We start from the raw sequence: 25037 nt of genomic DNA, 5'->3' as shown, positions 1-25037 counted from the left end.
AGGATCAGGCGGGTTTCACCAGCGCATGGCGTTTCTTGCCTGCGGAAAGCTGGGCCGCGCCATCTTTGAAATCATCCTCGCGCAGGCAGGATTCCGGGTCTGAAATGGCGGTGCCATTGAGTTTGGCGCCGCCCTGTTTCATCAGGCGGCGGGCTTCGCCCTTGGATTTGGCCAGCCCCGTCTCCACGAACAGGTCCAGCAGCCCGGCCCCCTGCAACAGGCGCGCCGCGCCCACATGCACGGTGGGCAGGTCTTCCCCCGCGCCTCCTTTTTCAAAGGTTTCAACAGCCGTCTTCCTGGCTTTTTCCGCCGCATCCCGGCCACGACAGAGCGCTGTGGCCGCGTCCGCCAGGCGGATTTTCGCCTCGTTGATTTCCCGGCCTTCCAGGGCTTCCAGCCGCGCGATTTCGTCAAGCGGGAGCTCGGTAAACAGGCGCAGGAAGCGGCCCACATCCGCATCCTGCGTGTTGCGCCAGAACTGCCAGTAATCATAATCGCTGCACATGTCGCTATTGAGCCAGATGGCGCCGCTCGCGGTTTTGCCCATCTTGCCGCCATCGGCGGTGGTGATCAGCGGTGTGGTCAGGCCGAATACTTCCTGCCCGGTCATGCGGCGGGTCAGTTCGATCCCGTTGACAATGTTGCCCCATTGGTCGGAGCCGCCCATCTGTAGGCGCACGCCGTCCCGCTCCGCCAGCTTCATGAAGTCATAGGCCTGAAGGATCATATAGTTGAATTCCAGGAAGGTGAGCGGCTGTTCCCGGTCCAGCCGAAGCTTCACGCTGTCAAAGGTGAGCATCCGGTTGATGGTGAAATGGCGCCCCACCTCCCGCAGGAAGGGGATATATTCCAGACCGTCCAGCCAATCCGCATTGTCCACTTCCAGCGCCGGGGGCGTGCTGTTTTCAAAATTCAGAAAGCGGGCGAAGACCTGGCCGATGCCCGCCTTGTTCCTGGCGATCTGGGCATCGGTCAGCATCTGGCGCTGTGTATCCTTGCCGCTGGGGTCGCCAATGCGGGTGGTGCCGCCGCCCAGCAGAACAACAGGCTGGTGGCCGCATTTCTGCATCCAGCGCAGCACCATGATGGATACCAGGCTGCCCACATGCAGGGATGGCCCGGTACAGTCAAAGCCGATATAGCCCTTTACGGACTGCGTGTTCAGCAGGCTGTCCAGCCCGTCAAGGTCGGTGGCCTGATGAATGAAGCCCCGCTCTAACAGGATATTCAGAAGGTCGGATTTGAACGCGGTCATGATCTTCGTCCCGGCGCTGTCGGATATTGAGGGAAGGTCGGCTTTCAACCGACAGGGGGTTAGCACAGGCGCCCGCCGGGGAAAAGGACTTGATGCAGGGCGCCGGGCGGACCACTTTGCCGGAAAGCCTGTTTTTGATCATTCGCCCTGCCCGGCGATGCCAGAAGGACCCTGTTGTTCATGACCACGCACAGCCCGGCCCCGGATTTCGGCGCCCCTGACACCGCCCGCATCGCCATCGGGCTGATGAGTGGTACATCCATGGACGGCATAGACGCCGCCCTGATGCATACGGACGGCGTGACCGTGACACGGCTGGGGCCTTCCACCACGCTGGCCTACCCTGACAGCCTGCGCGACCGGCTTCGCGCCGCCATGGAAAACGCCGCCAGCCTTGTCGAACCGGATAAGGATAGCGCGGATGTGCGCGTACTGGAACGGGACCTGACCGATGCGCATGAGGCAGCGGTGCGGCAGTTGCTGAAGAACAGCGGATATGCGCCAACCGATATCGATGTGGTGGGGTTTCACGGGCAGACGCTGGTGCACCGTCCCGATCGGGGCTGGACCTGGCAGATCGGCGATGGCGGGCGGCTGGCCGGGCGGCTTTCCATGCCGGTGATCAATGATTTCCGCGCCGCCGATGTGGCTGGTGGCGGGCAGGGCGCGCCGCTGGTGCCCGTCTATCATGCGGCCCTTGCCGCGCGCGGCGGGCGCCACCGTCGCCTGGCAGTGGTCAATATTGGCGGCGTGGCCAATGTGACCTGGATCGATCTGACCGCGGGCGCGGAAGAACCGGCGCTGGTGGCGTTCGATACGGGGCCGGGCAATGCCGTGGTGGATGACTGGGTGCGCCACCACAGCGGCGCGGCCTATGATGCGGATGGGGCCATGGCTTCCAGCGGCATGACCCATTCGGATGTACTTCTGAACCTTATGGACTCGTCATATTTCGCCGATTCACCGCCGAAATCACTGGATCGGGCCGACTTCACCATGCAGGCGGTGCGCGGCCTCGGTGCGGCGGACGGGGCCTCCACACTGACCGATTTCGTGGTGGAGGGTATCGTCGCCGCGCAGGAGCATTTCCCGGCGCCGGTGGATGAATGGTATATCTGCGGTGGCGGGCGCCACAATACCACCTTGATGAAGCGCCTGCGCCGCCGCCTGCCGGTGATGGTGGAACCGGTGGAGGCGCTGGGCTGGCGCGGCGATGCGCTGGAGGCGGAGGCATTCGCCTTTCTTGCGGTACGTCGCCTTCGCGGTCTGCCGCTGACCTATCCGGGGACGACCGGTTGCGCCCGGCCTGTGGTGGGCGGCGTGCTGCATCTGCCGCACGGCGTGCAGCCGGGGCCGGCCTGACGGCGGGAACGGCAATGCGGCGCGGATCGCGTTCTAGATCCCCGCGAGTCGCTGGTTCAGATAGCTGTTCACCGAGCCCATGAGCTCGCTCAGATGGTTTTCGAAAAAGTGGTTGGCGCCCTTGATGCTGTCATGATTGATGGTGATGGATTTCTGCGCCTTCAGCTTTTCCACCAGCTTGACCACCGAAATCGGCGTGATGATTTCGTCGTCTTCCGCCTGAATGATCAGCCCGGAAGACGGGCAGGGGGCAAGAAAGGTGAAATCATGACGGTTGGCGGGCGGGGCCACTGAAATGAAGCCTTGAATTTCAGGCCGCCGCATCAGCAATTGCATGGAAATCCAGGCGCCGAAGGAAAAGCCCGCTACCCAGGTGCCGGTGGAATTGCTGTTCATGCTTTGCAGCCAGTCCAGCGCGCTGGCGGCATCGGACAATTCCCCCGCGCCATTGTCGAATTCCCCCTGGCTGCGCCCCACGCCGCGGAAATTGAACCGCAATGTGGCGAAGCCGCGATGGGAAAAGGCATGAAACAGATAATAGGGGACCTTGTTGTCCATATTGCCACCATATTGCGGGTGGGCATGGAGGATCAGCGCAACAGGGGCGGTGTCTGTCTTGCCCGGTTGGTAGCGGCCTTGAAGGCGCCCGGCGGGGCCGTTGAATATCACTTCTGGCATAATGTGCCTTTGCGGGTTGGCGCCATTTACGGCGCATCTGGACAACGCGATCCCTGCATATATCGGACCTTGGGCCAATCCCGCAAGGTTTGCAGGCATCCGGCTTGCAAAATTCGTCTGTAAAATTCAATTGAACTTGGGCGCATGGCCGCTTATCTCCAGCCCATGAGCAATGCGCGCGGCATTTATCTGGATCACAACGCCACGGCCCCGGTGCGCCCCGCCGTGGTGGACACCATGAGCGAAACCCTTCGCCTGGTGGGCAATCCGTCGTCGGTGCATCAGGCGGGCCGCGAAGCCCGCCGCCGGGTGGAGGAGGCCCGCGCGCAGATCGCCGCGCTCACCGGCGCGCGGGCGCGGGACATTGTCTTCACATCCGGCGGGACGGAGGCGAACAATGCCGCGCTTCGCGCCACCGGTGCGCGGCGGCTGTTCGTGTCGGAGGTGGAGCACGACAGCGTTCTGGCCGCCGCACGGGCAAGCGCGCTTGAGGTGATCCCGGTGCCCGCGCCGAATGGCATGGTCACACCGGATGCGCTGGCGGCCCTTTTGGGCGCGGATGCATCGGATGCGCTCGTTTCCATTCAGATGGCCAATAATGAAACCGGCACGGTGCAGGATATCGCGGCGCTGGTGGCGGTGACCCATGCCGCCGGAGCGCGCTTCCATACGGATGCGGTGCAGGCGGCGGGGAAACTGGCGCTGGATGTGAACGCGCTGGGCGCGGATTATCTTACGTTGTCCGCTCACAAGATCGGCGGCCCGCAAGGGGTGGGGGCGCTGATTGTGGGGCCGACGGCGCCGCTCAGTGCGCTGGTGGCGGGGGGCGGTCAGGAACTGGGCCGGCGCAGCGGCACGGAAAATGTCGCCGGGATCGCCGGTTTCGGTGTGGCGGCGGTGGAGGCCCTGGCGGGTCTGTCGGATTTCGCCGCGCTGGCGGCTGTGCGCGACCATATGGAAGCGGCTATTCTGGCCCATGCGCCGGATGCCCGTATTGTTGGCCGCGATACGCCGCGGCTGGCCAATACAAGCTGCATTGTCATGCCCGGCGTGAAGGGCGAAACTCAGGTGATGCATTTCGATCTGAACGGGCTTTATGTGTCCAGCGGATCGGCCTGTTCCAGCGGCAAGGTGAAGGTGAGCCATGTGCTGTCGGCGCTGGGCCTGAGCGCGGAGGCTGCGGCGTCCAGCGTGCGGATATCCTTGGGGCATGGCAGTGAACAGGCCCATGCGGATACGCTGGTGGCAAGCTGGAAGGCATTGTATGACCGCACGCATGGAAAGGCGCGTGGCGCATGATCACGCCGCCGGTATATCTGGATTATCAGGCCACCACGCCGGTGGATGAGCGCGTCGTGTCCGCCATGGAGCCCTATTGGCGGCAGCGCTTCGGCAACCCGCACAGCAGCACGCACCGTTTCGGCTGGGAAGGCGAGGCGGCGTTGGACATGGCGCGCGAAACCATTGCGGAGGGTCTGGGCGGCGTGCCGGAAGGGGTGGTTTTCACGTCCGGCGCGACGGAAGCGAACAATCTGGCGCTGAAGGGTGTGATGCAGGCGCTGGGCCACGCGCGGCCCCACCTTGTCACCGTGGTCAGCGAGCACAAATGCGTGCTTGAGGCCGCCCGCCATCTGGAGCGGGACGGTCATGAGTTGACCCTGCTGGGCGTGGATGAGAACGGCCTGGTTGACCCGGCGGACCTCAAGGCGGCGGTCAGCGAGCGGACGGCGCTGGTGTCCGTCATGGCGGTGAACAACGAGATTGGCGTGATCCAGCCGCTGAAGGCGCTTGCAGCCATTGCCCATGGGGCGGGCGCGCTGTTCCATACGGATGCGGCGCAGGCGTTCGGCAAGATCCCGCTGGATGTGGCGGATGGGCTGGATCTGGTATCGCTGTCCGCCCACAAGCTGTACGGGCCGAAGGGTGTGGGCGCGCTGTATGTGCGCCAAAGGCCGCCGTTGAAGCTGGTGCCGCAGATGGATGGCGGCGGGCAGGAGGGGGGTATCCGCAGCGGTACCCAGTCTCCCGCGCTGGTGGCGGGCTTTGCCAGGGCGGCGCGGATCAGCCTGGATGAGCGGGCGGCGGAAACGGCCCATATCGCCGCTTTGGCGGAACGGCTGAAGAGTCGCCTGTTCGCCGAACTGCCGGGGCTGATGCTGAACGGCCACGAAACCAGGCGCTGGCCCGGCAATCTGAACCTGTCCTTTCCGGGGCTGGATGGCGACCTGTTGCTGGCGGAATTGCGCGATCTGGCGCTGTCCAGCGGGGCGGCCTGTGCTTCCGCCGTGGCGGGGCCGTCTTATGTGCTGAAGGCCATTGGCCGCACTGAAGCCGAAACCCGCGCCGCACTGCGGATCGGCATTGGCCGCATGACCACCACTGAGGAAATCGATTTTGCCGCCGAAACGCTGATCGGCGCTGTTACCAGTTTGGGGGGCCTGAGGCCATGAGCACCATTAGCGTTACCTTTATCCAGCCCGATGGCACGGTGGTGGAAGGCCGCGCCGAGCCGGGTACCACCGTGCTGCAACTGGCGCAGGAACTGGGGCTGGACATGGAAGGCACCTGCGAGGGGCATATGGCCTGTTCCACCTGTCATGTGATCGTGGATGATGCGGATTTTGACCGCCTGCCCGAGTCCTGCGAGGAGGAAGAGGAAATGCTGGACCTGGCCGCCGGTGTGACCGCCACGTCGCGGCTCGGCTGCCAGATCGTGCTGAGCCCCGCCATGGACGGCCTGCGCCTGACCCTGCCCAGGGTCAGCCGCAACATGATGGGTGCCCTGTAAGGTTTTTGCGGGATTTCCGGTTCGGGGAATGGCTTTGCCGCCCGCCCCAGAAAGCGGTTAAAACTGTTCCGGCAGGTGGTCTTCGTCGGCCAGGTCGGAAAAGCGGGTGGTTTCCTTTTCGAAGCGCAACTTCACCGTACCCACCGGGCCGTGGCGCTGTTTGGAAATGATCACTTCCGCCTTGCCGTACAGGTTTTCCATGTCCTGCTTCCAGGCGGCGTGTTTTTCCGTCTCGCTTTCGGACGGCATTTCCTTTTCCTTGTAATATTCTTCCCGGAAAATGAACATCACCATGTCCGCGTCCTGCTCGATGGAGCCGGACTCGCGCAGGTCCGACAGCATGGGGCGCTTGTTTTCCCGGCTTTCCACAGACCGGCTTAGCTGTGACAGCGCCATGACCGGCACATGCAGTTCCTTGGCCAGCGCCTTCAGCCCGCGCGTGATTTCCGAGATTTCCTGCACCCGGCTTTCGCCCGCCGTGCCGCGACCGGTGCCGCGCAGAAGCTGCAAATAGTCGATTACCACCATGCCAAGCCCGTACTGGCGCTTCAGCCGCCGCGCGCGCGTCCTCAGCGCGGAGATGGACAGGCTGGGCGTGTCATCGATGAAAAGCGGCAGGTCTTCCAGCTCCATGGCGGCGCGGGAAATGGCGTTGAACTGCTCCTGATCCAGCTTGCCCTGGCGCATGGCATGGCTCTGGATCGCGTTCGCGCCGTCATAATGCAGGTTCGCGCGATCCGACAATATCCGCGCGGCCAACTGATCCGCTGACATCTCCAGGCTGAAGAACGCCACCACGGCACCCTTGCTGTCCGCCGGTTCGCCGCCCGCCTGGATGTCTTCCTGATAGCGCCTGGCCGCATTGAAGGCGATATTGGTGGCAAGCGCCGTTTTGCCCATGGCCGGGCGCCCGGCCAGAATGGTCAGGTCCGACTTGTGCATACCGCCGATCATGCCGTTCAGGCTTTCCAGCCCGGTGGTGATCCCGGCCAGACTCGACGGGTCCTTGTAGGCGCTTTCGATATTGGTGAGCGCGGTGCCGAGCGCCCGGCCAAAAGCCTGCGCGCCGCTGTCTATCTGGCCTTGCTCGGCCAGTTCGAACAGGCGGGCTTCCGCTTCCGTGATCTGGTCGGTGGCCTCCTCGGCCACAGCCGCTTCATAGGCATCCAGCACCATGCGCTCGCCAATGGTGATCAGGTCACGGCGGATCGCCATGTCATAGATGGTGCGGCCATAGTCTTCCGCATTGATGATGGTGGCGGCGCTGCCCGCCAGCCGCACCAGATATTGCGCGCCGCCCACGTCTTGCAGTGCGTCGTCCGACTCGAAATAGGGCTTCAGCTTGACCGGATCGGCCACCTGGCCCTTGTCCATCAGTTTCAGGGCGGCCTTGTAAATGCGGCCATGGACGGGTTCGAAGAAATGCTCATCGCGCAGAAAATCCTGCACCTTCTGCGCCGCTTCGTTATTGACCAGAATGGCGCCGAGCAGGGCCTGCTCCGCCTCCAGATTATGGGGTGCCTGGCGGTATTGCGGTGTGTCCGCACCCTCGGTCTCAGGCGGGGTTTCCAGTGGCAGGGTCATGGGGGCGATCCTTCATGTGCGCTTCACCTTTCTGGATAAAGCAGAACGGGCGCGCGGGGAAGGGCTGCGCCCGATCAGTCCACAACCATCTGCCCGGTCTGTGGATAAGCTGGGGATAAATGGTCGGGCAGGTGGAGGGCGGAAGGCCGGGCGCGGGTCACAAAAAACGCCCCCGGCCCGAAGGCCGGAGGCGCGGATCATGTGAGGCCGGACGGTGACGGTCAGGCGTTTGCCGCGTCTTCGTCCTCGTCCGCGGAGTCCGCGGTGGCTTCCTCGATCTCTTCCAGCAGTTCTTCGTCCACCGGCTCGATAACACCGTCTTCGGCGTCCTGCTCGTCATACGGGGTGTCGGGCTCGTCGCCGCGCACCACATTGCCGGTCTTGAACTGGGTTTCGGCCTCGTCTTCGCTGCGCGCCACATTGATGGTGACGGTCACATAGACTTCGGGGTGGAGCTTGATGTCCACCGCGTGCAGGCCGAGAGACTTGATGCCCTTGTCCAGGATCACCTGGCCGCGACGGATGGTGACCCCCTGTTCGCGCACGGCGGCGGCGATATCGCGGCTGGCGACGGAGCCATAAAGCTGGCCGCTGTCGCCAGCGGCGCGCACCAGAACCACTTTCAGGCCGCGAATGCGATCGGCGACCGCTTCGGCTTCCTGGCGGCGTTTCAGGTTTTCCGCTTCCAGGCGCTCCCGCTCCGCTTCGAAATAGGCGCGGTTGGCGTCGGTGGCACGCAGGGCCTTGCCCTGGGGCAGCAGGAAATTGCGGGCATAACCGTCCTTGACCGTGACGGTATCGCCCATCTGGCCGAGATTATCGACCCGTTCCATAAGGATGATGTTCATCAACCTTCTCCTTGGGTTTGGGCGTTACTTCACGATGAACGGCAGCAGCGCGATATTCCGCGACCGCTTGATCGCCTTGGCCAGCTCACGCTGTTTCTTGGCGGAAACGGCGGTGATGCGGCTGGGAACGATCTTGCCACGTTCGGACACATAGCGCTGAAGCAGCTTCACGTCCTTGTAATCGATGGTGGGTGCGTTATCGCCGGAAAACGGGCATGTCTTGCGACGACGGAAAAACGGACGACGTGCCATTACCGGGCCTCCTTCCTGGGGCCGCGACGGTCACCCTTGTCGGATTTGTTGCGCATGAAGGCGCTGGGGCCTTCTTCCAGTTCCTCGACGCGCACGGTCATGAAGCGAATCACATCGTCGTTCAGGCGCGCCTTGCGCTCCATCTCCGCCACGGCGGCATGGGGGGCATCAATGTTCATCAGAACATAGTGGCCCTTGCGGTTCTTCTTGATCTTGTAGGCCAGGTTTTTCAGGCCCCAATATTCGTTCTTGGTGACCTTGCCGCCGAGACCTTCAATGATCCCGGTGAACTCCTGGGTGATGTTTTCAGCCTGGCTGGCGCTCACGTCCTGCCGGGCAATGAAAACATGCTCGTAATAAGCCATGTTTTTCTCCTTTGTGCTGATCGCTCATCCGCCGCGATGACGGATGCCTCCAGCTCTCCGTGAAACCGCCGCAGCGGGATGGCGGCGGGATTGCCCGACCGGGTCCGAAGCGGCAGAAGGCGCCTCTATAACGCCACCGTCTCCCCCGCGCAAGGGGGCAAGGGCGCGAATGCACCACAAAGCTATGAAAACGGCGCCAGCGCGGTGAATTTCTGGACCGGCAAGTTCCCGCAAAAAGGCTTGCCAGGCGGAATGCGCCTGTGCCAAGAGCCGTTGGCAGAGGGATGCGTCGCCCGGAAATGCGGGGCGGGGCGCGCCCGGTTTTACAGCAATCGGTGCAAATAGGCATCAATCGTTTCAGGGGGCGGGGATCTTGGTACGCGCATGTGTTTTTCCGGGCCAGGGCAGCCAGTTCGTTGGCATGGGCAAGGAACTGGCGGAGGCGGACAGCGCCGCCCGCGACGTATTCGCGGAAGTGGACGACGCGCTGTCGCAGAACCTGTTCCGCCTGATGGTGGAAGGCCCCGAAGAAGACCTGAAGCTGACGGAAAACACCCAGCCCGCCTTGATGGCCACATCCATGGCGATCATGCGCGTGCTGGAAAAGAGCGGCGTTCACATGTCCCATATGGCTGCTTTCGTGGCGGGGCATTCGCTTGGCGAATATACTGCGCTTGCCGCGGCGGGCAGTCTTGATCTGGCCACCACGGCGCGGCTTTTGAAGCGGCGCGGGCAGGCCATGCAGAAGGCCGTGCCGGTGGGTGAGGGCGCCATGGCCGCCATTCTGGGGCTCGAACTCGGCATAGTGGAAGAAGTGTGCGAAACCGTTCAGGGCCGGGGCGTGTGCGTTGCCGCCAACGATAATGCGCCGGGGCAGGTGGTGATTTCCGGTCACCGCGATGCGGTGGCCGCCGCCATTGATGCCCTGAAGGAACGGGGTACCAAGCGGGCCATGATGCTGCCGGTTTCCGCGCCTTTTCATTGCCCGCTGATGCAGCCCGCCGCCGAAGAGATGAAAGCCGCCCTTGATGCGGTGGCGCTCAAGGCCCCGGTGGTGCCGGTCATCACCAATGTGACGGCGGCCCCTGAATCAGAGCCGGAGCGGCTGAAGGCCCTTCTGGTGGAGCAGGTTACGGCCCGCGTGCGCTGGCGCGAAAGCGTGGCGGCCATGCCTTCGCACAATGTGGATACGGTGGTGGAAATCGGTGCCGGCAAGGTGCTGTCCGGCATGACCCGCCGGATCGACCGGGCTCTCACGCCCGTCAGCGTACAAACGCCGGACGATATCGATGCCTTCATCGCCGGACTTTGAGGCCCTGGCGGATTTGTTTCGGGGCATATGCCAATCGGAGGAAAATCCATGTTCGAACTGAACGGCAAACGCGCGCTCGTGACCGGGGCCACCGGCGGCATCGGGGATGCCATTGCGCGCATGTTGCACGGCGCCGGTGCCCATGTGGCGATCAGCGGCACCCGCCGGGAAAAGCTGGAGGCGCTGGCCGACGACCTGGGCGAGCGGGTGCAGGTGGCGCCGGTGGACCTGTCCGACCGGGACGGGCTGGACGGCTTCATGAAGGACACCACGGGCGCGCTCGGCGGGCTGGATATTCTGGTGAACAATGCCGGGCTGACGCGGGACACATTGGCCATGCGCATGAAAGACGCGGACTGGGACGCGGTCATGCGGGTCAATCTGGATGCGGCCTTTTCCCTGTCCCGCGCGGCGATCCGGCCCATGATGAAGGGGCGCTTCGGGCGGATCATCAATATCTCGTCCGTGGTGGGGGTCACCGGCAATCCGGGGCAGGCCAATTACTGCGCCGCCAAGGCGGGCATGATCGGCATGTCAAAGGCGCTGGCGCAGGAGGTGGCGAGCCGGGGGATCACGGTGAACTGCGTGGCGCCCGGTTTCATAGAGACCGCCATGACCGATGCGCTGGACGATGAGCAGAAAGCCCGCATTACCGGGAACATTCCCGCCGGGACACTGGGCACCGGGGATGACATCGCCGCCGCGGTTCTGTATCTGGCAAGCCCCGCGGCGGGCTATGTGACCGGCCAGACCTTGCATGTGAACGGCGGGCTGGCCATGATCTAGCGGGATCGCGCGGTGGTGCTAGCGGATTGCCGCGCGAACACGGCGTATCCCGGCTTTGCTTGCCAGGCAAACTGTGATAGAGCCGAGGACGAATTTTGACCGATCGGGTGACTGGCACCTTGGTGCGGCACCCATGATAGCGTTCGGGGGAAGGCAGTGCGCCGAACCACCACCGCACCAACCAATGAGGGATATTGAAAATGAGTGAAACCGCCGAAAAGGTTAAGAAGATCGTTGTTGAGCATCTGGGCGTTGACGCCGAGAAAGTGACCGAAACCGCCAGCTTCATTGACGATCTGGGCGCTGACAGCCTGGATACGGTTGAACTGGTCATGGCGTTCGAGGAAGAGTTCGAGATAGAGATCCCGGACGAGGATGCCGAAACCATTCAGACCGTGAAAGACGCCATCGGCTATATTGAAAAGGCCAAGGGCTGACACTGGCTGGCGATCCTTCCGGCTCCGCACGGGGCAGGCGGGATCGGCGGGCTCTGAATGAGACAAGTGGCAGTCGCCGTTCAAGGGTGGCTGCCCTTTTTGCATAGGGTGCGGCGCACGGGTAAAGTGATGCCCGGTCGTTCGAGGCCCGGCAACCGGTTCTGCGGCGAAATCGCGCCGAACCGACGCCATTGGACCATGAAGGGGGACGGCATGAGACGTGTTGTGGTGACCGGCAAGGGGATGGTGTCCCCGCTTGGAAAAGACAGTGAGACCTCATGGTCGCGCCTGGTGAACGGGGAAAGCGGCGCCGGGCCGATCACCCTGTTCGATGCCACCGGTATGCCCTGCACCATTGCCTGCGAAGTGCCGCGCGGCGACGGCAGCGGCGGTACTTTCAACCCCGATGAGGTGATGACCGCGCGGGAGCGGCGCCGGGTGGATGACTTCATCCTGTATGGCATGGGCGCGGCGGACGAAGCGATCCGGGATGCCGGCTGGGGTGACCCCGGCGAGGAAGAGTGCCTGCGCACGGGCGTTTCCATCGGTGCCGGTATCGGCGGCCTGAGCTGGATCGCCGACAGCGCCGTGACCCTGAAAGAGCGTGGTCACCGCCGGATCAGTCCGCACTTTATCGCCGGGTCCATCATCAATCTGGTCTCCGGCAATGTGTCCATCCGCTATGGCTACAAGGGCCCCAACCATGCCGTGGTCACTGCCTGTGCCACCGGCACCCATGCCATCGGCGATTCCGCACGCATGATCATGCTCGGCGATGCGGACGTGATGATCTGCGGCGGTGCCGAGGCGTCGATCTGCGGCATCGGGCTTGCCGGGTTCGCGCAGGCCAAGGCGCTGTCCACCAAATATAACGACACGCCGGAAAAAGCGTCCCGACCCTGGGATTCGGGGCGTGACGGCTTCGTCATGGGCGAAGGCGCCGGGGTGCTGGTGCTGGAAGAACTGGAGCACGCCAAGGCACGCGGCGCCAACATCCTGGCGGAAGTGGTGGGATATGGCATGTCCGGCGATGCCTATCATGTGACCGCGCCCGCGCCCGATGGCAGCGGCGGCTATCGGGCCATGCAGGCGGCGGTGCGCAATGCCGGGATCGACCCTGCCGAGATTGATTATATCAATGCCCACGGCACATCCACGCCGCTTGGCGACGAACTGGAGCTGTCGGCGGTCACCCAACTGCTGGGCAGTGGCGCGAAGAATGCCGCCATGTCGTCCACCAAGTCCAGCATCGGCCACCTGCTGGGGGCCGCCGGTGCGGTGGAGGCGCTGTTCTCCATCCTCGCCATTCGGGACGGAGTGGTGCCACCCACGCTCAATCTGGATGACCCCGTGGAGGGGGCGAGGAATATCGATCTGGTGCCGCATACCGCACAGGAACGGAAGGTCACGACGGCGCTGTCCAACTCCTTCGGTTTCGGTGGAACCAATGCCAGCATCCTGTTCCGCGCCTTTGATGGCTAGACCCGGACGGGGCAGATGACCGCCGGTCGCGTCTGGCCGGGCAGGCGCCATGTGCCCGCCCTGATTCTGGCGGCCCTGGCTGGCGCCGTCTTGTTGGCGGCACTGGCCTTGGGCGTGATCCGCGCCGCCCTGGATCGTCCGCTGCCGCTGTCCACGCCGCGTCTGGTGGTGGTGGAACAGGGGCAGTCGCTTGGTGCCGTGGCGCGGGCTGGAAGCCGGGCGGGCTGGTTGCCGCCCCACTGGCAGGTGCGCGCGGCGGCGCGGATGACGGGTGTGTCGCGGGATATGCATGTGGGTGAATATCGCCTCGCCCCCGGCCTGACCCTGCGGGCGTTTCTGCAAAAACTGGCGCGCGGTGACGTGTATCTGCGGGCTGTGAGCCTGCCGGAAGGACTGACCAGCCGGGCCGTGAGCGCCCGCCTGAAAGCCGCCGAGGCGCTGATCCATGATCTGGACGCGCCGCCCGCCGAAGGAACCCTGCTGCCGGAGACCTATGCCTATACCCGTGGCGACCGGGCCAGCGCGCTGGTGGCCCGGATGCAGGCGGCCCAGGCAACATTGCTGGACCGGCTATGGCCGGCGCGGCAGGCGGGCCTGCCATTGGACAGCAGGCGGGAGGCCGTGATTCTCGCCTCCATCGTGGAGCGGGAAACGGCGGTGCCGGAAGAACGGGCCAAGGTGGCGGCGGTATTCATCAACCGGCTGAACCGGGGTATGCGGCTGCAAAGCGATCCCACCGTGCGCTATGGCCTGTCCGACGGTGCCGGGCTGGACCGCCCCCTCAGCCGCGCCGACCTGAGGCGCACGACCCCCTATAACACGTACCGGGTGAACGGTCTGCCGCCCACACCCATCGCCAATCCGGGCCGGGCGGCCTTGCACGCGGTGCTGCATCCGGCGGATGTGCCCTATCTGTATTTTGTGGCGGACGGCAGCGGCGGCCATGCCTTTGCCACCACCCTGCGTGATCATAATCGCAATGTGGCCCGCTGGCGCGCCATCGAGAATGCGCGGGATGGCCAGCGTGAAGGCGGGAAACCCTGACACCCTTCCATTTGGCGCCGCCTTGGCTATAGTGCCGCCCCGACACCATCAAATCCGAACGATCAATTCCGGGGAACCGAGCGGCCATGACCGTTACCAGCATGACCGGCTATTTCGAAACCAGCGGCACCGTGGGCGATCGCGGCTGGACTCTGGCGGTGAAGTCCGTCAATGGCCGGGGGCTGGATGTGCGCGTGCGGGTGCCTGCCGCGCTGGACGGGCTGGACCTGGCCATCAAGCGCCGGGTGGCTGAAAAACTGGCCCGTGGCAGTGTATCGGTCACGCTTGGCCTGGAAAGCGGCGCCACCGGCACCTTGCGGATCAATGATGCCATGCTGGAGGCGGTGCGCGCGGCCGCGGATACCATGGTGCGAAAAGGGCAGGCGGCCCCGGCGCGCGCCGATGGCCTGCTGGCGCTGCCCGGCGTGATGACGGACTGCGATCCCGGCCTGGACGGGGATGCCCGTGCGGTGCTGGAAGCGGCGGTGCTGGATGGCCTTGATGATGTGTTGCAGGGTCTTGTTCAGGCGCGGCGGGATGAGGGCGCCCGCCTTACCCCCGTGCTGACCGGGCTGGTGGATGAACTGGCCGCCACGGTGGATGCCGCCGCGCAGCGGGCCGGTGACAGGGAAGCCGCCGCGCGTAGCCGTATGGAGCAGGCGCTGACCCGTCTCACCGGGCTGGATTCGGCGGTGCCGGAAGACAGGCTGGCCCAGGAATTGGCGCTGATAGCGGTCAAGGCCGACGTCTTCGAGGAGATCGACCGCCTGCGGGCGCATCTGGATGAGGCCCGCAGCCTTTTGAATCAGGCGGCCCCCAAGGGGCGCCGGCTGGATTTCCTGTCCCAGGAACTGAACCGGGAAGCCAATACGCTGTGCGCTAAATCCGGGGATGTGGCCTTGACGCGCCTGGGCATGACGTTGAAAAGCCTGATTGATCGACTGCGAGAGCAGGCGCTGAATGTGGAATGATCCGGCGCCCGTGCGCCAAAGCAAGAAACGGAAGGGTTTATGACAACCACCTCTCCCGATGACCGTCGCGGCCTGATGCTGGTGATTTCCTCACCTTCCGGCGCTGGCAAGACCACTCTGACCCGGCGCCTGCTGGCGGACGACAGCGATATGGTGATGAGCGTTTCCGCCACCACCCGCGCCCCCCGGCCCGGCGAAGTGGATGGGAAGGATTATTATTTTGTCAGCCATGACCGCTTTCGGGACATGGTGGAGTCGGATGAACTGCTGGAACATGCCGTGGTGTTCGACAATCGCTATGGCACGCCGCGCGGCCCGGTGCTGGAGGCGCTCAGGTCCGGCAAGGATGTGATTTTCGATATTGACTGGCAGGGCACCCAGCAACTCACCAACAAGCAGCCCAGCGATCTGGTGCGGATCTTCATTCTGCCGCCCAGCCTGAAGGAACTGGAAAACCGTCTGCGCAAGCGCGCCCAGGATAGCGACGAGGTGGTGCGCAAGCGCATGGCCAAGGCGCGGGACGAGATCAGCCGCTGGGACGGCTATGACTATGTGCTGATCAATGACGATCTGGATACCACATTCGAGCGGTTGAAGACCATTGTGGCGGCGGAACGGCTTGCGCTGCGGCGCCGTCCGGGCATTTCCGATTTTGCCAGCAAACTGGTGAGTGAAGAAACCTGAACCGGCGCGCCGATCAGCCTTCCATCAGGCGGTCATAGGCCGCGCCCAGGGCACAGAAATCGGCGATATCCAATGCTTCCGCGCGCAGGGTAGGGTCGATCCCCGCCTTTTCAAGCAGCAGACTGGCGGGCACATCCAGCCCTTTCAGGCTGGCGCGCAGCATCTTTCGCCTTTGCAGAAAGGCGGTGGCCACCACCTTTTCAAGGCTCCGGGGTGATACGTCATCCCGCAGCGGTGCGCCCGGTTCATAGACGATCACGGCGCTGGACACTTTGGGGGGCGGGGTGAAGGCGGCGGGGGGCACACCCAGTCCCAGCCGCACCGTGCCGCGCCACTGCGCCAGCACGCTCAGGCGGCCATACGCCTTGCTGCCGGGCTGCGCCACCAGCCGTTCGGCCACTTCCCGCTGAAACATCAATGTCAGGCTCTTGTAAAATGGCGGCCAGGGGGCGGTGAGCCATTTCACCAGCAACCGCGTGCCCACATTATAGGGCAGGTTGGCGGCGATCCGCACCGGCCTGTCAGGGGGCAGAAGGGCGGCTTCGTCCACCTTGAGGGCGTCGCCTTCCACCACGGTAAGGCGCCCCGGATAACGGGCCGCCACATCACTGAGCGCGGAGACACAGCGCGGGTCCATTTCCACCGCCACCACCCGATCGGCCCCCTGGCTCAGCAGGGCGCGGGTCAGACCACCGGGGCCGGGGCCAATCTCATAGACGGTGTGCCCTTCAAGCGGCCCGGCCAGACGGGCGATCTTGGCGGTCAGGTTCAGGTCCAGCAGGAAGTTCTGACCCAGCGACTTGCGGGCTTTCAGGTCAAAGGTGCGGATCACATCCCGCAGGGGGGGAAGGCCGTCCCCACCAGGTGCGGACGTGCCGGGATCGGCAGGGGCCGACGGGGGGCGGCCGGTCATGACCGGCCCGCGCTTCGCACCGCCATCATATGGGCGGCCCGGATGGCGGCCAGCAGGCTTTCCGGCCTGGCCGCGCTGCTGCCGGCCAGATTCAGGGCCGTGCCATGATCCGGCGAGGTGCGGATGACGGGCAGGCCCAGCGTCACATTCACACCGCCCCAGAAATCGATTGTCTTGACCGGAATCAGCGCCTGATCGTGATACATGCACAGGGCGGCATCGTATTGTGTTCGCGCTTCGGGATGAAACAGGGTGTCGGCACTTTGCGGGTCGGTGATGTCCACGCCTTGGCCACGCAGCCTGGCCACCGCGGGGGCGAGAAGGCGGGATTCCTCCTCGCCGATGCCACCGCCTTCGCCCGCATGGGGGTTCAGCCCGGCCAGCGCCAGCCGCGGCGCGGCAAGCGCGAATCGGTGCTTCAGATCCCGGTGCAGCACGCGACCGGCATGGACGATGCCATCTACGGTCAGCCGGTCGGCCACGTCTTTCAGCGGTATGTGGATGGTGACCGGGACCACTTTCAGGTCAGCGGCCATCAGCATCATGATGCTGGCTTCGTCCGCCATGCCGCACAGGCGGGCCAGATATTCCGTATGCCCCGGTGCATCGAAACCGGTGTCATAGAGTGCCTTCTTGTGAATCGGCGCGGTGACCACGCCGCTGACCCGCCCGGCCCGGCAATCCGCCACGGCGCGATCAATGGCGGCGATCACGCCGGGGCCGTTGAGCGGGTTCAACTGCCCCGGCACCACGGGCGCGCCGAGTGGCAACGGCATGACCGGCAAGGCCCGGTCGAATACGGTTGTCGCTTCTTCAGGGGTCGCGACATGGAGGACGGGCAGGTCCGGGTCCACCGCATGAAGGGCGGCGGAATCACCATAAAAGCAGAATTCCGGCAGGCTGTGATGGCGCCGGTCCCGCCAGAGCCGGGCCGCGAGAGTGGGGCCCACACCCGCCGGTTCCCCCATGGTCAAGGCAAGTGGCGGCACGGGATCGGTCATGGCCGGTATCCTAGCGGTAATCGATGATGGCGTCCCGCCTGAGATCGCGCAGATAGCGGCGGCCCATCATGGAAAGGCGTTGCTGTTCAAGCTGATTGTAAATCTGGTCATATTCCGGTTCGCGGATTTCCGGCTCGGTGGTGCCGCAGACCACCAGTACATGCAGGCCGTCATCCAGCGCGATGATGTCGGTGGCCTGACCGTCTTCAAGGTCCTGCACGGCTTTACGGATGCTGCCCTGAAGATCCCGCAGGCGCAACTGGCCCAGGTCCAGCCGGCCATTGGCGCCCGCCTTTTCGGCCACGCTTTCCAACTGGCCGCACCGCTCCCCTTCCGGCGGCATGTTTTCGATGGTGTTGCGGAAGCGGGTTTCAGCATCTTCCAGATCGGGGGTGTCCGCTTTCAGGTGAAGCTGGCGCAGGTCAAGCTGCTTGTCCAGCGGGTCCGCAGTGAGAATCCGGCGACGGTCCCGAACGGCGATGATCACATAGCCGCCGGGCGTGCGGATGGGGTCCGCCACATCGCCTATATTGATCGTATTGACCGCTTTTTCCTGTGCCGCGCTCAGGTCGTCGCTGGTGACCCAGCCCAGGTCACCGCCCACAGCCGCGGTTGGCGAGGCGGAAAGCTGCTGTGCCAGTTGCGGAAAGGGTGCGCCGTCCCGGATGCGTTCGACGATCTCTTCCGCATTGGCCTTGATCGCTTCATTCTGGGCGCTGCTTTCCGTCAGCAGCACGATTTCCGACAGGCGGTATTCGAACTTGCCCTTATTGTCATAGATGCGCTGAATGAAGGCGTTCACTTCCTCGTCGGAAACACTGACAAAGGCGCCCATGCGGCCCTGCACCAGGCGCGACCAGACCAGCTCTGCCCGCATCTGGTTGACCATGGTTTCACGCCCCGCGCCGATCTGTTCCAGCGCCCGTTCGAACTGTTCCGGGGACTGGCCGGTGCCTTCCGCGCGGCGGGCGAAAAAGCGTTCCAGCTCCTCGTCCTGCACGGTCAGATCATTTTCCGCCGCTTCCTGAATCTGGAGTTTCTCGTCCACCAGGGCTTTGATTACCTGTTCGCGCAATTGCATGAATTCCTCTTCGGAGGATACCCCGCCCGAAACCGCGATCACCAGTCTGAGACGACGGTTGATGTCGAAACTGGTGATCGGTTCGTCATTGACCAGCACTTCGATGCTGTTGATGGGAGTGGCGTCGGAACGATCGCCCGACTGTCCCATGGCGGGTATGGCCAGCAGAATCAGCAGCCCGGCCAGCGCGGAACCGCGCCCGGCGGCGGCGCGCAGGTGCTGTGCGCCGTGGGTCATCAGGGTGCCCGCCATCGTCAGCACTGCACGGATGGGGGTTTTTGTGGCACCTGACGTCATGTTCTCTCCTATGGACGACTGTGTCCTCTGGTCCGGGGCGGTCATTGGAAGGGCCACCCCGGCCTGCGGTATCCAGCCCCGCGTTTTAGACATTTTAACGCCCACAGGCCACCCCAAAATCAGGGTGGCCTTCGGGGATCAGCCCAGATTGGCCAGCTTGATGCGGAACAGGACCGACGTGCCGGGATCGAAGTCCCGGTCGAAGGTGAAGCTTTCGCGCACTTCCAATTGCAGTTGTATGCAGTCATTGTGATAAGCGATGGCGCCGCCATATTCCACACCGTCCGATCCGTTCGTCAGATCCTGAATGCCGAATCCGGTAAGCCGCCATGTGTTGGAAATGTCCCAGCGCGCATCGGCCCGCAGCTCTTCCCGGTCTTCCCGGTCAATCCGGCCCGTTTCGGCCAGGTTCCGGTTCAGCTTGTGATAGCCGAAACTGATTCCCACCGCCTTGCCGGAGAGGCCGAGAATCGCCTCGTTCCGGCGTATGGCCAGAGTGCTTTCATCCAGCCGCAAATCATGATCCAGGGTCAGCCAGTTCCCCCAGTCCATCTGAAGGCTGGTCACGATATCCGAATTGGTGCCGCTCAGCCCGGTGCCCGGCGCAAAGCCCTGATTGCTGCCGGTGAAACGGACGCTGTGGCCCACCAGAAGGCGACTGTTCAGCCGCTGGCCTTCATAGCGCCATTTCAGGCCCAGCGTGGCGCGGCTGCCTTCTTCCCAGATGTCGTAACCGGACGCCCGATCCGCCGAGAACAGGTTGAGCGGCGACAGTTCGAAAGCGCGGCTGTCCTCGTTCACCAGCCTGTCCGGCGCGCCCGTATCCGGCGACAGGGTAAGCTGAAGCAGGGGTTCCAGCGTATGCGTGGCGCCCCCTTCAAGGGTTTTGACCAGGGGCAGGGAAAGTGTGCCGGTAAACCGGGTGAGGGCGCGAAACTCGGTGACCTCCTCCGCCTCGAAGGTGACGCCGAAGGCATCCTGCGCGTCTTCCACATTATAGAAATCCATTCGGGAAAAGGCCGACAGGTCCAGAACCATGCCGCCGCCCGATATCCAGCGGCGCTCCCATTCGGCGGCGGCGCTGGCGCGCTGGGTGTCAGTGCCGCCGGTGCGTGACAGCGCCAAAGCATTGCCGGTCAGAGTCAGCGTGCCGCCCAGCCCGTCCGGCGTGGTAACGAACTGGCCGGTGAGAAGGGGCAGGGCGAAGGGAGTCTCGCCGGCGATGTCCTCCTGCCGCAGGCCCTGAAAGGCCAGCGTGCGCGCCGACAGATAGGACCGGCCATAAAAGCCTTCCAGCGTATAGTCGTTGATCAGCGTGTCCGCTTCGGAAAAGCCGTAGCGGCGCAGAAAGGTGTCGTCCGATGCCCAGTTCACCTGATAGCGGGATTGCCAGTGGCTGCCATGATGAAAGCGCCCGTCGCTGGCGATGTGGCCGCGAAACTGGCGCCCCGGCAGCGGTGTGTTGTCGTCTGTGCGGCGTGTGGGCCGTGTGATGGACCCCGCCACGCGGAACTGGCCAGCCTGTAGCCGTTTCCTGACCTCCGCCGCCAGCACCGGCCCTTCGCGGGTGGTGATGGTGGGGGACAGGGTCAGGTCCGCGCTGCGGGACAGCACCTGATAATAAGGCAGAGTGGCGGTCAGCCCCAGTTCATTGCGGGAATTGAGCTTGAGCGGCAGAAAGCCGCTGGCCCGGTCCACCGTTGGGTCCGGGTGGGAGAAATAGGGCGTCCACAATACGGGCACGGAAAACATTTCAAGCTGCGCGTTCTTGTAAGTGATGCGCTGCTTGTCCCGGTCATGGGTGACCTTTTTCGCCTTGATCGCCCAGGTGGGGGCTGAGTCGGGGTCGCCCTCGCACACCTTGCAGGGGCTATAGACCGCCTGGTCCAGCACCGTGATTCCGGTTTCGTTGTCGTGGTTCGCGGACAGCGCCGCCACCTGGCTGCCGTCTTCCAGCAAAAGCCGCACGCTGTCCACCAGCGCTTTGCGCAGTCTGTCGGTCAATTCGATCCGCGGGGCGATCAGGCGCTGGCCATCGGGCGTGGTCAGTTCCACGGCGCCCTTGGCGGTGGCTTCGCCGGTGCGGTCATTATAGCGCACTTCGCCTGCTTCCAGCGTGTAGCCGTCCCGGCGCAGCATCACCCGGCCACGCGCCAGAACATCGCCGGTGTCCGGGTCGTAGATCAGCCGGTCGGCGGCCAGATCCACGCTGTCCTCCGACACCGAGCCGGGCGCGACCTGACGGCCCTCGTCGATCAGGATGCGGTCACCGTCCAGCCTGACGGGATCGGCGGCCAGCGCCGACGGGTGCGTCGAAGTTGCCGTCAATGCGCACAGCCAGAACGCCGCCAGTGGTATTCTGCGCGAACGGGGCGCAGTCTGCTTGTGGAAAGGGTGGGGCACGAAGGGTATCCCTTTTGAAGGTTCGAGCCTTTTGTTAGCCGGGATGGGCCCCCGCTTGCAATGGTTAGCACATTCACGGAGCCTTTCAGGTCGCCGCACATTGGTGCGTTGCGCCGTGCGGGCGGAAAAATCGGCGGCAGAACCCTTGTGATTGATCCGCACATCGCTAGGGTCTGTGCCATGTTACAGGCACGGCCCGTTTGGCCGGGCCAACCATTATCGAGGGAGCGAGAGCAATGAAACTGGACTTCACGGGCGATCATCTACCCGAAGCGGGCGCTGTTGCCGTTTTCATGGCGCAAGGACAGGCCCTGTCCGGCAAGGCCGCCGAGATGGACAAGGCCACGGGCGGTGCCTTGACCCGCGCGGCGAACCGGGCCGGGTTCACTGGCGAGCGCGCGCAGGTGCTGGATGTGCTCGCCCCTGATGAGAAGCTGGACCGGGTGTTTCTGGTCGGCCTTGGCGGCAGCGCGGACAGTAAGGGCCGGGAGCTGGACAGCCTTCATGCCGGGGCGGCGCTGGTGGCCAGGGCGGAATATGCCGGTTCGGCGCATGTGACGCTGATGGCCGATATTGACTCGCTCGACCCGGCCATGGTGGCGGAAGGCGCGGCGCTGCGTTTCTACCGTTTCGATAAATACCGCACCCGTGAAGGGGCGGACAAGAAGCCCAGCCTGAAGCACCTCAGCCTGGCGGTGGCGGACCCGAAAGCCGCCGAGGCGGCCTATGCCCCGCGCGCCGCGGTGGTGGACGCGGTTCATTATACCCGCGACCTGATTTCCGAGCCCGCCAACCATCTCAACCCCGAAAGCTTCGCCGACCGGGTGGCGGAAATGACATCCCTGGGCCTTGAGATCGATGTGCTGGGGGAAGCCGAAATGAAGGAACTCGGCATGGGTTCCCTGCTGTCGGTGGGCGATGGTTCGGTGCGCGAATCCAAGCTGGTGGTGATGCGCTGGAATGGCGGCAAGGCCGGGGACAAGCCCGCCGCCTTTGTGGGCAAGGGGGTCACCTTTGACACCGGCGGCATTTCGCTCAAGCCCGCCGACAATATGGGCATGATGAAATGGGACATGGGCGGCGCCGGTATCGTGGCGGGCCTGATGCGGGCGCTGGCCGGGCGGAAGGCGCCGGTCAACGCCGTGGGTGTTCTGGGCCTGGTGGAAAACATGCCGGATGGCAGGGCCACCCGGCCAGGGGATGTGGTCACCAGCATGTCCGGCCAGACCATCGAAGTCCTCAATACCGATGCGGAAGGCCGTCTCGTCCTCGCCGATGCCATGTGGTACACGCAGCAGCGCTTCGCGCCGGACGTGATGATCGACCTGGCCACGCTGACCGGCGCCATCATCGTTACGCTGGGTCATGAATATGCCGGCATATTCACCGACCGGGACGATCTGGCCGAGCAGCTTTCCAGCGCCGGCAGCGCCAGCGGTGACCGGGTCTGGCGCCTGCCGCTGGACGATGCCTATGACCGCATGATCAACACCCCCACCGCCGATATGAAGAATGTGGGCGGCAAGGAAGCGGGCTCCATCACGGCGGCCCAGTTCCTCAAGCGGTTCACCAATGATGTGCCCTGGTGCCATATCGATGTGGCGGGCATGGTATGGTCCGACAAGGGCTCGATCCTGGCCGAAAAGGGCGGCACCGGCTTTGGTGTGCGCTTGCTGGACCGCTTCGTCCGGGATCGTTATGAGGGCGGCGAATAAGGGCATTCCGTCATGAGCCGCGAGGTCCGCTTTTATCATCTGGAGCGACAGCCCAGCCATCAGGCCCTTGTGGGCCTGATGAAGCAGGTGCTGAAAGCGGGCCATCGCGCGCTGGTGCGCTGCCCGGACCCGGACAGCATGGCCCGACTGGATGAGGCGCTATGGGTGCAGGAGCCGGACAGCTTCCTGCCCCATGGTCGCGCGGACGGGGCCGAGCCGCACCGGCAACCCATTCTGCTGACTCTGGGCACGGAAAACCCGGCGGGCGCGGATATCCTCACGCTGGTGGACGGTGCCGCCCCCCCGGATGATGTGTCGGACTTTCAGCGCCTGCTGGTGCTGTTCGACGGGCGGAACGATGCGGTGCGGGACAGTGCCCGCGGCCAGTGGCGCCATTTCCGGGATCTGGGATTTCACCTGAGCTATTGGCGCCAGCCCGAATCCGGCGGTTGGGTGCGGGAACGGGAACACCAGCCGGACGGACAGGGCGCCTGATCGCGCCATATAACGGCACCATCAACGGACAAGATCATTCGGTCATGCGGCGCCGGGGCCTTCAGCTTCCCCGGCGTCGCTGCGTCGTGGTGTGAACGGGGTCAGATTTCCCGGTCTGGCACATGAACTTCGCCGTCCGGGTAGAACGCTTTAAACGCAAAGGCAAAATCCACGCTATAGGGCACATCCTGCCAGTTGCCGTCAATTTCCCGCTGCACGGTGACGGTGCCCACGTCCTGGCTTTCGCTGATCACCCGCCGATCCAGCGCGGATGCCTGGCCTTCCTGCCAGGTCAGTCGCAAACCGTTGCCCGTTTCGATGGAGCCCATGCGCCTTATGGAATCCAGCAGCCATGCTTCATCATCAACCCGGACCACGCGGGCCATGGGCGCCACCTTGCCCTCATATTGGCCGCGATAGAGGAAGGGGTCGTTCTTGCTGTCATATCCCACATAGGGGTTGCTGCCATAGGGGCGCTGATTGCCCGGCGGCACCATCACCTGCCCATCCGGGAAGCGGGATTTGAAATCCTCGAAGCTTTCCAGCCGGTTGGGCAGTCGCTCCAGCACGTTTCCGGCATATTTTCCGACGATCCCGTCGCCGGTGAACTGTTGCCACCAGGTCTGGCTCTGGCGATCATACATTACCAGATCCGAGTGGCGCAGATGGCCGCTGACGCCGAATTCCAGCACCCGGTCATCATGGCGGCGATCAAACACCGCGGCGGCATTGCACAGCGGGCAATAGGTGACCGCCACCGGCCTGCCATCAAGGGAATCATTGACGATTTCATGCCAGATCAGGATTTCCAGCGGATATGCCTTGGCGACCCCGTCGGAATGGATGGAAATGACGGGCGCATTGGCGGAAAGGTCGTAATTCGCCGCCGGTTGGAACCGGGGGGATGAGACCGCCGGAATGGCATCTTTCGGTACCACGCCGAAAACGAACCCGTCCGAATCCACGGTGGCGCGGGAAAAATCCGTTTTGCGCCACTGGTTTTTCAACCCTTCCGGTACATCAAGGGGCTGTAGGGAGCCAGCTGATGCCGCCGCCGCCGTGAAAGGTTCATGGGCCTGTGCGCCACCGTCAACCATCGGCAGGCCGGTTGCCAGTGCGGCCAGCATGGCGGCAACCGCCCCGGTGGCGCGCCGCTTTCCGCGCCGCCGTGAAAAGGTGGACGGGCCGGTCGCTGAGGGGCCGGAAAAGGACGGACTGGACATGGAAAAGCCTCCGAAAATGCTGTCGATCGCACAGCGTACTGCGGTACAGGAATGGTGTTTC

24 protein-coding genes are annotated in these 25037 nt (G+C 64.2%); 13 read left to right on the top strand and 11 right to left on the bottom strand.

Translation table 11 applies throughout. The features are described 5' to 3' along the window. Positions 1–4 precede the first annotated feature (4 nt). On the bottom strand, positions 5–1255 hold the full coding sequence (tyrS, locus tag WGH93_RS06240) for a tyrosine--tRNA ligase (RefSeq protein ID WP_374764002.1): 1251 nt from the start codon (positions 1253–1255) through the stop codon (positions 5–7). A 180-nt stretch (positions 1256–1435) separates the two neighbouring features. Between tyrS and WGH93_RS06235 the strand changes: the two genes are divergently transcribed. Then, a complete protein-coding gene (locus WGH93_RS06235) occupies positions 1436–2617 on the top strand; it encodes an anhydro-N-acetylmuramic acid kinase (RefSeq protein ID WP_374764001.1) in 1182 nt (393 codons plus the stop codon). A 33-nt stretch (positions 2618–2650) separates the two neighbouring features. Here the strand turns inward: WGH93_RS06235 and WGH93_RS06230 are convergent, their stop codons facing one another. After that, the gene (locus WGH93_RS06230; protein WP_374764000.1) at positions 2651–3295 is read right to left on the bottom strand and encodes an alpha/beta hydrolase; all 645 of its coding nucleotides are present in this window, start codon (positions 3293–3295) and stop codon (positions 2651–2653) included. Positions 3296–3439: 144 nt separating this feature from the next. Here WGH93_RS06230 and WGH93_RS06225 point away from each other — a divergent pair, with 144 nt between their 5' ends. From WGH93_RS06225 to WGH93_RS06215, 3 genes are read left to right on the top strand one after another with little or no spacing between them, the layout of a single operon-like run. Further along, complete coding sequence (locus tag WGH93_RS06225; protein WP_374763999.1) at positions 3440–4594, top strand: cysteine desulfurase family protein; 1155 nt, start codon at positions 3440–3442, stop codon at positions 4592–4594. After that, positions 4591–5745, top strand: coding sequence for a cysteine desulfurase family protein (locus WGH93_RS06220; protein WP_374763998.1), 1155 nt, complete (start codon positions 4591–4593; stop codon positions 5743–5745). Before WGH93_RS06225 ends, WGH93_RS06220 begins: the two co-directional genes overlap by 4 nt. Continuing rightward, on the top strand, positions 5742–6083 hold the full coding sequence (locus tag WGH93_RS06215; protein WP_374763997.1) for a 2Fe-2S iron-sulfur cluster-binding protein: 342 nt from the start codon (positions 5742–5744) through the stop codon (positions 6081–6083). Before WGH93_RS06220 ends, WGH93_RS06215 begins: the two co-directional genes overlap by 4 nt. Before the next feature lie 57 nt (positions 6084–6140). Here WGH93_RS06215 and WGH93_RS06210 read toward each other — a convergent pair whose 3' ends face one another. The 4 genes from WGH93_RS06210 to rpsF all read right to left on the bottom strand — a co-directional run bounded on the left by WGH93_RS06210 (position 6141) and on the right by rpsF (position 9132). Next, a complete protein-coding gene (locus WGH93_RS06210) occupies positions 6141–7667 on the bottom strand; it encodes a replicative DNA helicase (protein ID WP_374763996.1) in 1527 nt (508 codons plus the stop codon). A 221-nt stretch (positions 7668–7888) separates the two neighbouring features. Further along, a complete protein-coding gene (gene rplI, locus WGH93_RS06205; protein WP_374763995.1) occupies positions 7889–8515 on the bottom strand; it encodes a 50S ribosomal protein L9 in 627 nt (208 codons plus the stop codon). A gap of 24 nt (positions 8516–8539) precedes the next feature. Then, positions 8540–8767, bottom strand: a complete 228-nt coding sequence (gene rpsR, locus WGH93_RS06200) for a 30S ribosomal protein S18 (RefSeq protein WP_374763994.1) — start codon at positions 8765–8767, stop codon at positions 8540–8542. Then, on the bottom strand, positions 8767–9132 hold the full coding sequence (rpsF, locus tag WGH93_RS06195; RefSeq protein ID WP_374763993.1) for a 30S ribosomal protein S6: 366 nt from the start codon (positions 9130–9132) through the stop codon (positions 8767–8769). Before rpsF ends, rpsR begins: the two co-directional genes overlap by 1 nt. A 373-nt stretch (positions 9133–9505) precedes the next feature. Here rpsF and fabD point away from each other — a divergent pair, with 373 nt between their 5' ends. The 7 genes from fabD to gmk all read left to right on the top strand — a co-directional run bounded on the left by fabD (position 9506) and on the right by gmk (position 15848). Beyond that, positions 9506–10444, top strand: a complete 939-nt coding sequence (gene fabD / locus WGH93_RS06190; protein ID WP_374763992.1) for an ACP S-malonyltransferase — start codon at positions 9506–9508, stop codon at positions 10442–10444. A 48-nt stretch (positions 10445–10492) separates the two neighbouring features. Continuing rightward, positions 10493–11230, top strand: coding sequence for a 3-oxoacyl-[acyl-carrier-protein] reductase (gene fabG / locus WGH93_RS06185; RefSeq protein ID WP_374763991.1), 738 nt, complete (start codon positions 10493–10495; stop codon positions 11228–11230). 200 nt (positions 11231–11430) lie between these two features. Then, the gene (locus tag WGH93_RS06180) at positions 11431–11667 is read left to right on the top strand and encodes an acyl carrier protein (protein ID WP_374763990.1); all 237 of its coding nucleotides are present in this window, start codon (positions 11431–11433) and stop codon (positions 11665–11667) included. Positions 11668–11880: 213 nt separating this feature from the next. Continuing rightward, positions 11881–13149 (top strand): beta-ketoacyl-ACP synthase II, encoded by a 1269-nt coding sequence (gene fabF / locus WGH93_RS06175; RefSeq protein WP_374763989.1) that lies wholly within the window; start codon positions 11881–11883, stop codon positions 13147–13149. A gap of 15 nt (positions 13150–13164) precedes the next feature. Further along, positions 13165–14193, top strand: a complete 1029-nt coding sequence (gene mltG / locus WGH93_RS06170; protein WP_374763988.1) for an endolytic transglycosylase MltG — start codon at positions 13165–13167, stop codon at positions 14191–14193. Positions 14194–14279: 86 nt separating this feature from the next. Continuing rightward, complete coding sequence (locus WGH93_RS06165) at positions 14280–15164, top strand: YicC/YloC family endoribonuclease (protein WP_374763987.1); 885 nt, start codon at positions 14280–14282, stop codon at positions 15162–15164. A 39-nt stretch (positions 15165–15203) separates the two neighbouring features. After that, positions 15204–15848, top strand: a complete 645-nt coding sequence (gene gmk / locus WGH93_RS06160; protein ID WP_374763986.1) for a guanylate kinase — start codon at positions 15204–15206, stop codon at positions 15846–15848. Between the two features lie 13 nt (positions 15849–15861). Here the strand turns inward: gmk and rsmA are convergent, their stop codons facing one another. From rsmA to WGH93_RS06140, 4 genes are all read right to left on the bottom strand, one after another. After that, on the bottom strand, positions 15862–16761 hold the full coding sequence (gene rsmA, locus WGH93_RS06155; protein ID WP_374763985.1) for a 16S rRNA (adenine(1518)-N(6)/adenine(1519)-N(6))-dimethyltransferase RsmA: 900 nt from the start codon (positions 16759–16761) through the stop codon (positions 15862–15864). Further along, the gene (gene pdxA / locus WGH93_RS06150; RefSeq protein ID WP_374763984.1) at positions 16758–17762 is read right to left on the bottom strand and encodes a 4-hydroxythreonine-4-phosphate dehydrogenase PdxA; all 1005 of its coding nucleotides are present in this window, start codon (positions 17760–17762) and stop codon (positions 16758–16760) included. Before pdxA ends, rsmA begins: the two co-directional genes overlap by 4 nt. Before the next feature lie 10 nt (positions 17763–17772). Further along, entirely contained in the window at positions 17773–19140 is a 1368-nt protein-coding gene (locus WGH93_RS06145; protein ID WP_374763983.1) for a peptidylprolyl isomerase, read from the bottom strand. A 138-nt stretch (positions 19141–19278) separates the two neighbouring features. Continuing rightward, the gene (locus WGH93_RS06140) at positions 19279–21468 is read right to left on the bottom strand and encodes an LPS-assembly protein LptD (protein WP_374763982.1); all 2190 of its coding nucleotides are present in this window, start codon (positions 21466–21468) and stop codon (positions 19279–19281) included. Positions 21469–21779: 311 nt separating this feature from the next. On the opposite strand from WGH93_RS06140, the gene WGH93_RS06135 reads away from it, so the two are divergent. Beyond that, positions 21780–23258: a leucyl aminopeptidase gene (locus WGH93_RS06135; protein WP_374763981.1), complete on the top strand. Its 1479-nt coding sequence runs from the start codon at positions 21780–21782 to the stop codon at positions 23256–23258. Between the two features lie 12 nt (positions 23259–23270). Continuing rightward, the gene (locus tag WGH93_RS06130) at positions 23271–23753 is read left to right on the top strand and encodes a DNA polymerase III subunit chi (protein WP_374763980.1); all 483 of its coding nucleotides are present in this window, start codon (positions 23271–23273) and stop codon (positions 23751–23753) included. A gap of 101 nt (positions 23754–23854) precedes the next feature. On the opposite strand, the gene WGH93_RS06125 is transcribed toward WGH93_RS06130, so the two are convergent. Continuing rightward, entirely contained in the window at positions 23855–24976 is a 1122-nt protein-coding gene (locus WGH93_RS06125; protein WP_374763979.1) for a DUF3179 domain-containing protein, read from the bottom strand. Positions 24977–25037: the final 61 nt, after the last annotated feature.

It is taken from the genome of Yunchengibacter salinarum (assembly GCF_037658235.1).
GTDB lineage: Bacteria > Pseudomonadota > Alphaproteobacteria > Sphingomonadales > Kordiimonadaceae > Yunchengibacter > Yunchengibacter salinarum.
Note: the sequence above shows the minus strand (reverse complement) of the source record. Positions and strands in the feature narration are given on the sequence as shown.

Excerpts from the sequence above, each read along its gene's own strand:
- rpsR (WP_374763994.1), bottom strand. The coding sequence starts at position 8,767 with ATGGCACGTCGTCCGTTTTTCCGTCGTCGCAAGACATGCCCGTTTTCC.
- WGH93_RS06180 (WP_374763990.1), top strand. The coding sequence starts at position 11,431 with ATGAGTGAAACCGCCGAAAAGGTTAAGAAGATCGTTGTTGAGCATCTG.
- gmk (WP_374763986.1), top strand. The coding sequence starts at position 15,204 with ATGACAACCACCTCTCCCGATGACCGTCGCGGCCTGATGCTGGTGATT.
- WGH93_RS06145 (WP_374763983.1), bottom strand. The coding sequence starts at position 19,140 with ATGACGTCAGGTGCCACAAAAACCCCCATCCGTGCAGTGCTGACGATG.
- rsmA (WP_374763985.1), bottom strand. The coding sequence starts at position 16,761 with ATGACCGGCCGCCCCCCGTCGGCCCCTGCCGATCCCGGCACGTCCGCA.
- WGH93_RS06165 (WP_374763987.1), top strand. The coding sequence starts at position 14,280 with ATGACCGTTACCAGCATGACCGGCTATTTCGAAACCAGCGGCACCGTG.
- WGH93_RS06215 (WP_374763997.1), top strand. The coding sequence starts at position 5,742 with ATGAGCACCATTAGCGTTACCTTTATCCAGCCCGATGGCACGGTGGTG.
- WGH93_RS06135 (WP_374763981.1), top strand. The coding sequence starts at position 21,780 with ATGAAACTGGACTTCACGGGCGATCATCTACCCGAAGCGGGCGCTGTT.
- WGH93_RS06225 (WP_374763999.1), top strand. The coding sequence starts at position 3,440 with ATGGCCGCTTATCTCCAGCCCATGAGCAATGCGCGCGGCATTTATCTG.
- WGH93_RS06130 (WP_374763980.1), top strand. The coding sequence starts at position 23,271 with ATGAGCCGCGAGGTCCGCTTTTATCATCTGGAGCGACAGCCCAGCCAT.
- WGH93_RS06220 (WP_374763998.1), top strand. The coding sequence starts at position 4,591 with ATGATCACGCCGCCGGTATATCTGGATTATCAGGCCACCACGCCGGTG.
- tyrS (WP_374764002.1), bottom strand. The coding sequence starts at position 1,255 with ATGACCGCGTTCAAATCCGACCTTCTGAATATCCTGTTAGAGCGGGGC.
- WGH93_RS06230 (WP_374764000.1), bottom strand. The coding sequence starts at position 3,295 with ATGCCAGAAGTGATATTCAACGGCCCCGCCGGGCGCCTTCAAGGCCGC.
- WGH93_RS06235 (WP_374764001.1), top strand. The coding sequence starts at position 1,436 with ATGACCACGCACAGCCCGGCCCCGGATTTCGGCGCCCCTGACACCGCC.
- rpsF (WP_374763993.1), bottom strand. The coding sequence starts at position 9,132 with ATGGCTTATTACGAGCATGTTTTCATTGCCCGGCAGGACGTGAGCGCC.
- fabF (WP_374763989.1), top strand. The coding sequence starts at position 11,881 with ATGAGACGTGTTGTGGTGACCGGCAAGGGGATGGTGTCCCCGCTTGGA.
- pdxA (WP_374763984.1), bottom strand. The coding sequence starts at position 17,762 with ATGACCGATCCCGTGCCGCCACTTGCCTTGACCATGGGGGAACCGGCG.
- rplI (WP_374763995.1), bottom strand. The coding sequence starts at position 8,515 with ATGAACATCATCCTTATGGAACGGGTCGATAATCTCGGCCAGATGGGC.
- WGH93_RS06210 (WP_374763996.1), bottom strand. The coding sequence starts at position 7,667 with ATGACCCTGCCACTGGAAACCCCGCCTGAGACCGAGGGTGCGGACACA.
- WGH93_RS06125 (WP_374763979.1), bottom strand. The coding sequence starts at position 24,976 with ATGTCCAGTCCGTCCTTTTCCGGCCCCTCAGCGACCGGCCCGTCCACC.
- fabG (WP_374763991.1), top strand. The coding sequence starts at position 10,493 with ATGTTCGAACTGAACGGCAAACGCGCGCTCGTGACCGGGGCCACCGGC.
- mltG (WP_374763988.1), top strand. The coding sequence starts at position 13,165 with ATGACCGCCGGTCGCGTCTGGCCGGGCAGGCGCCATGTGCCCGCCCTG.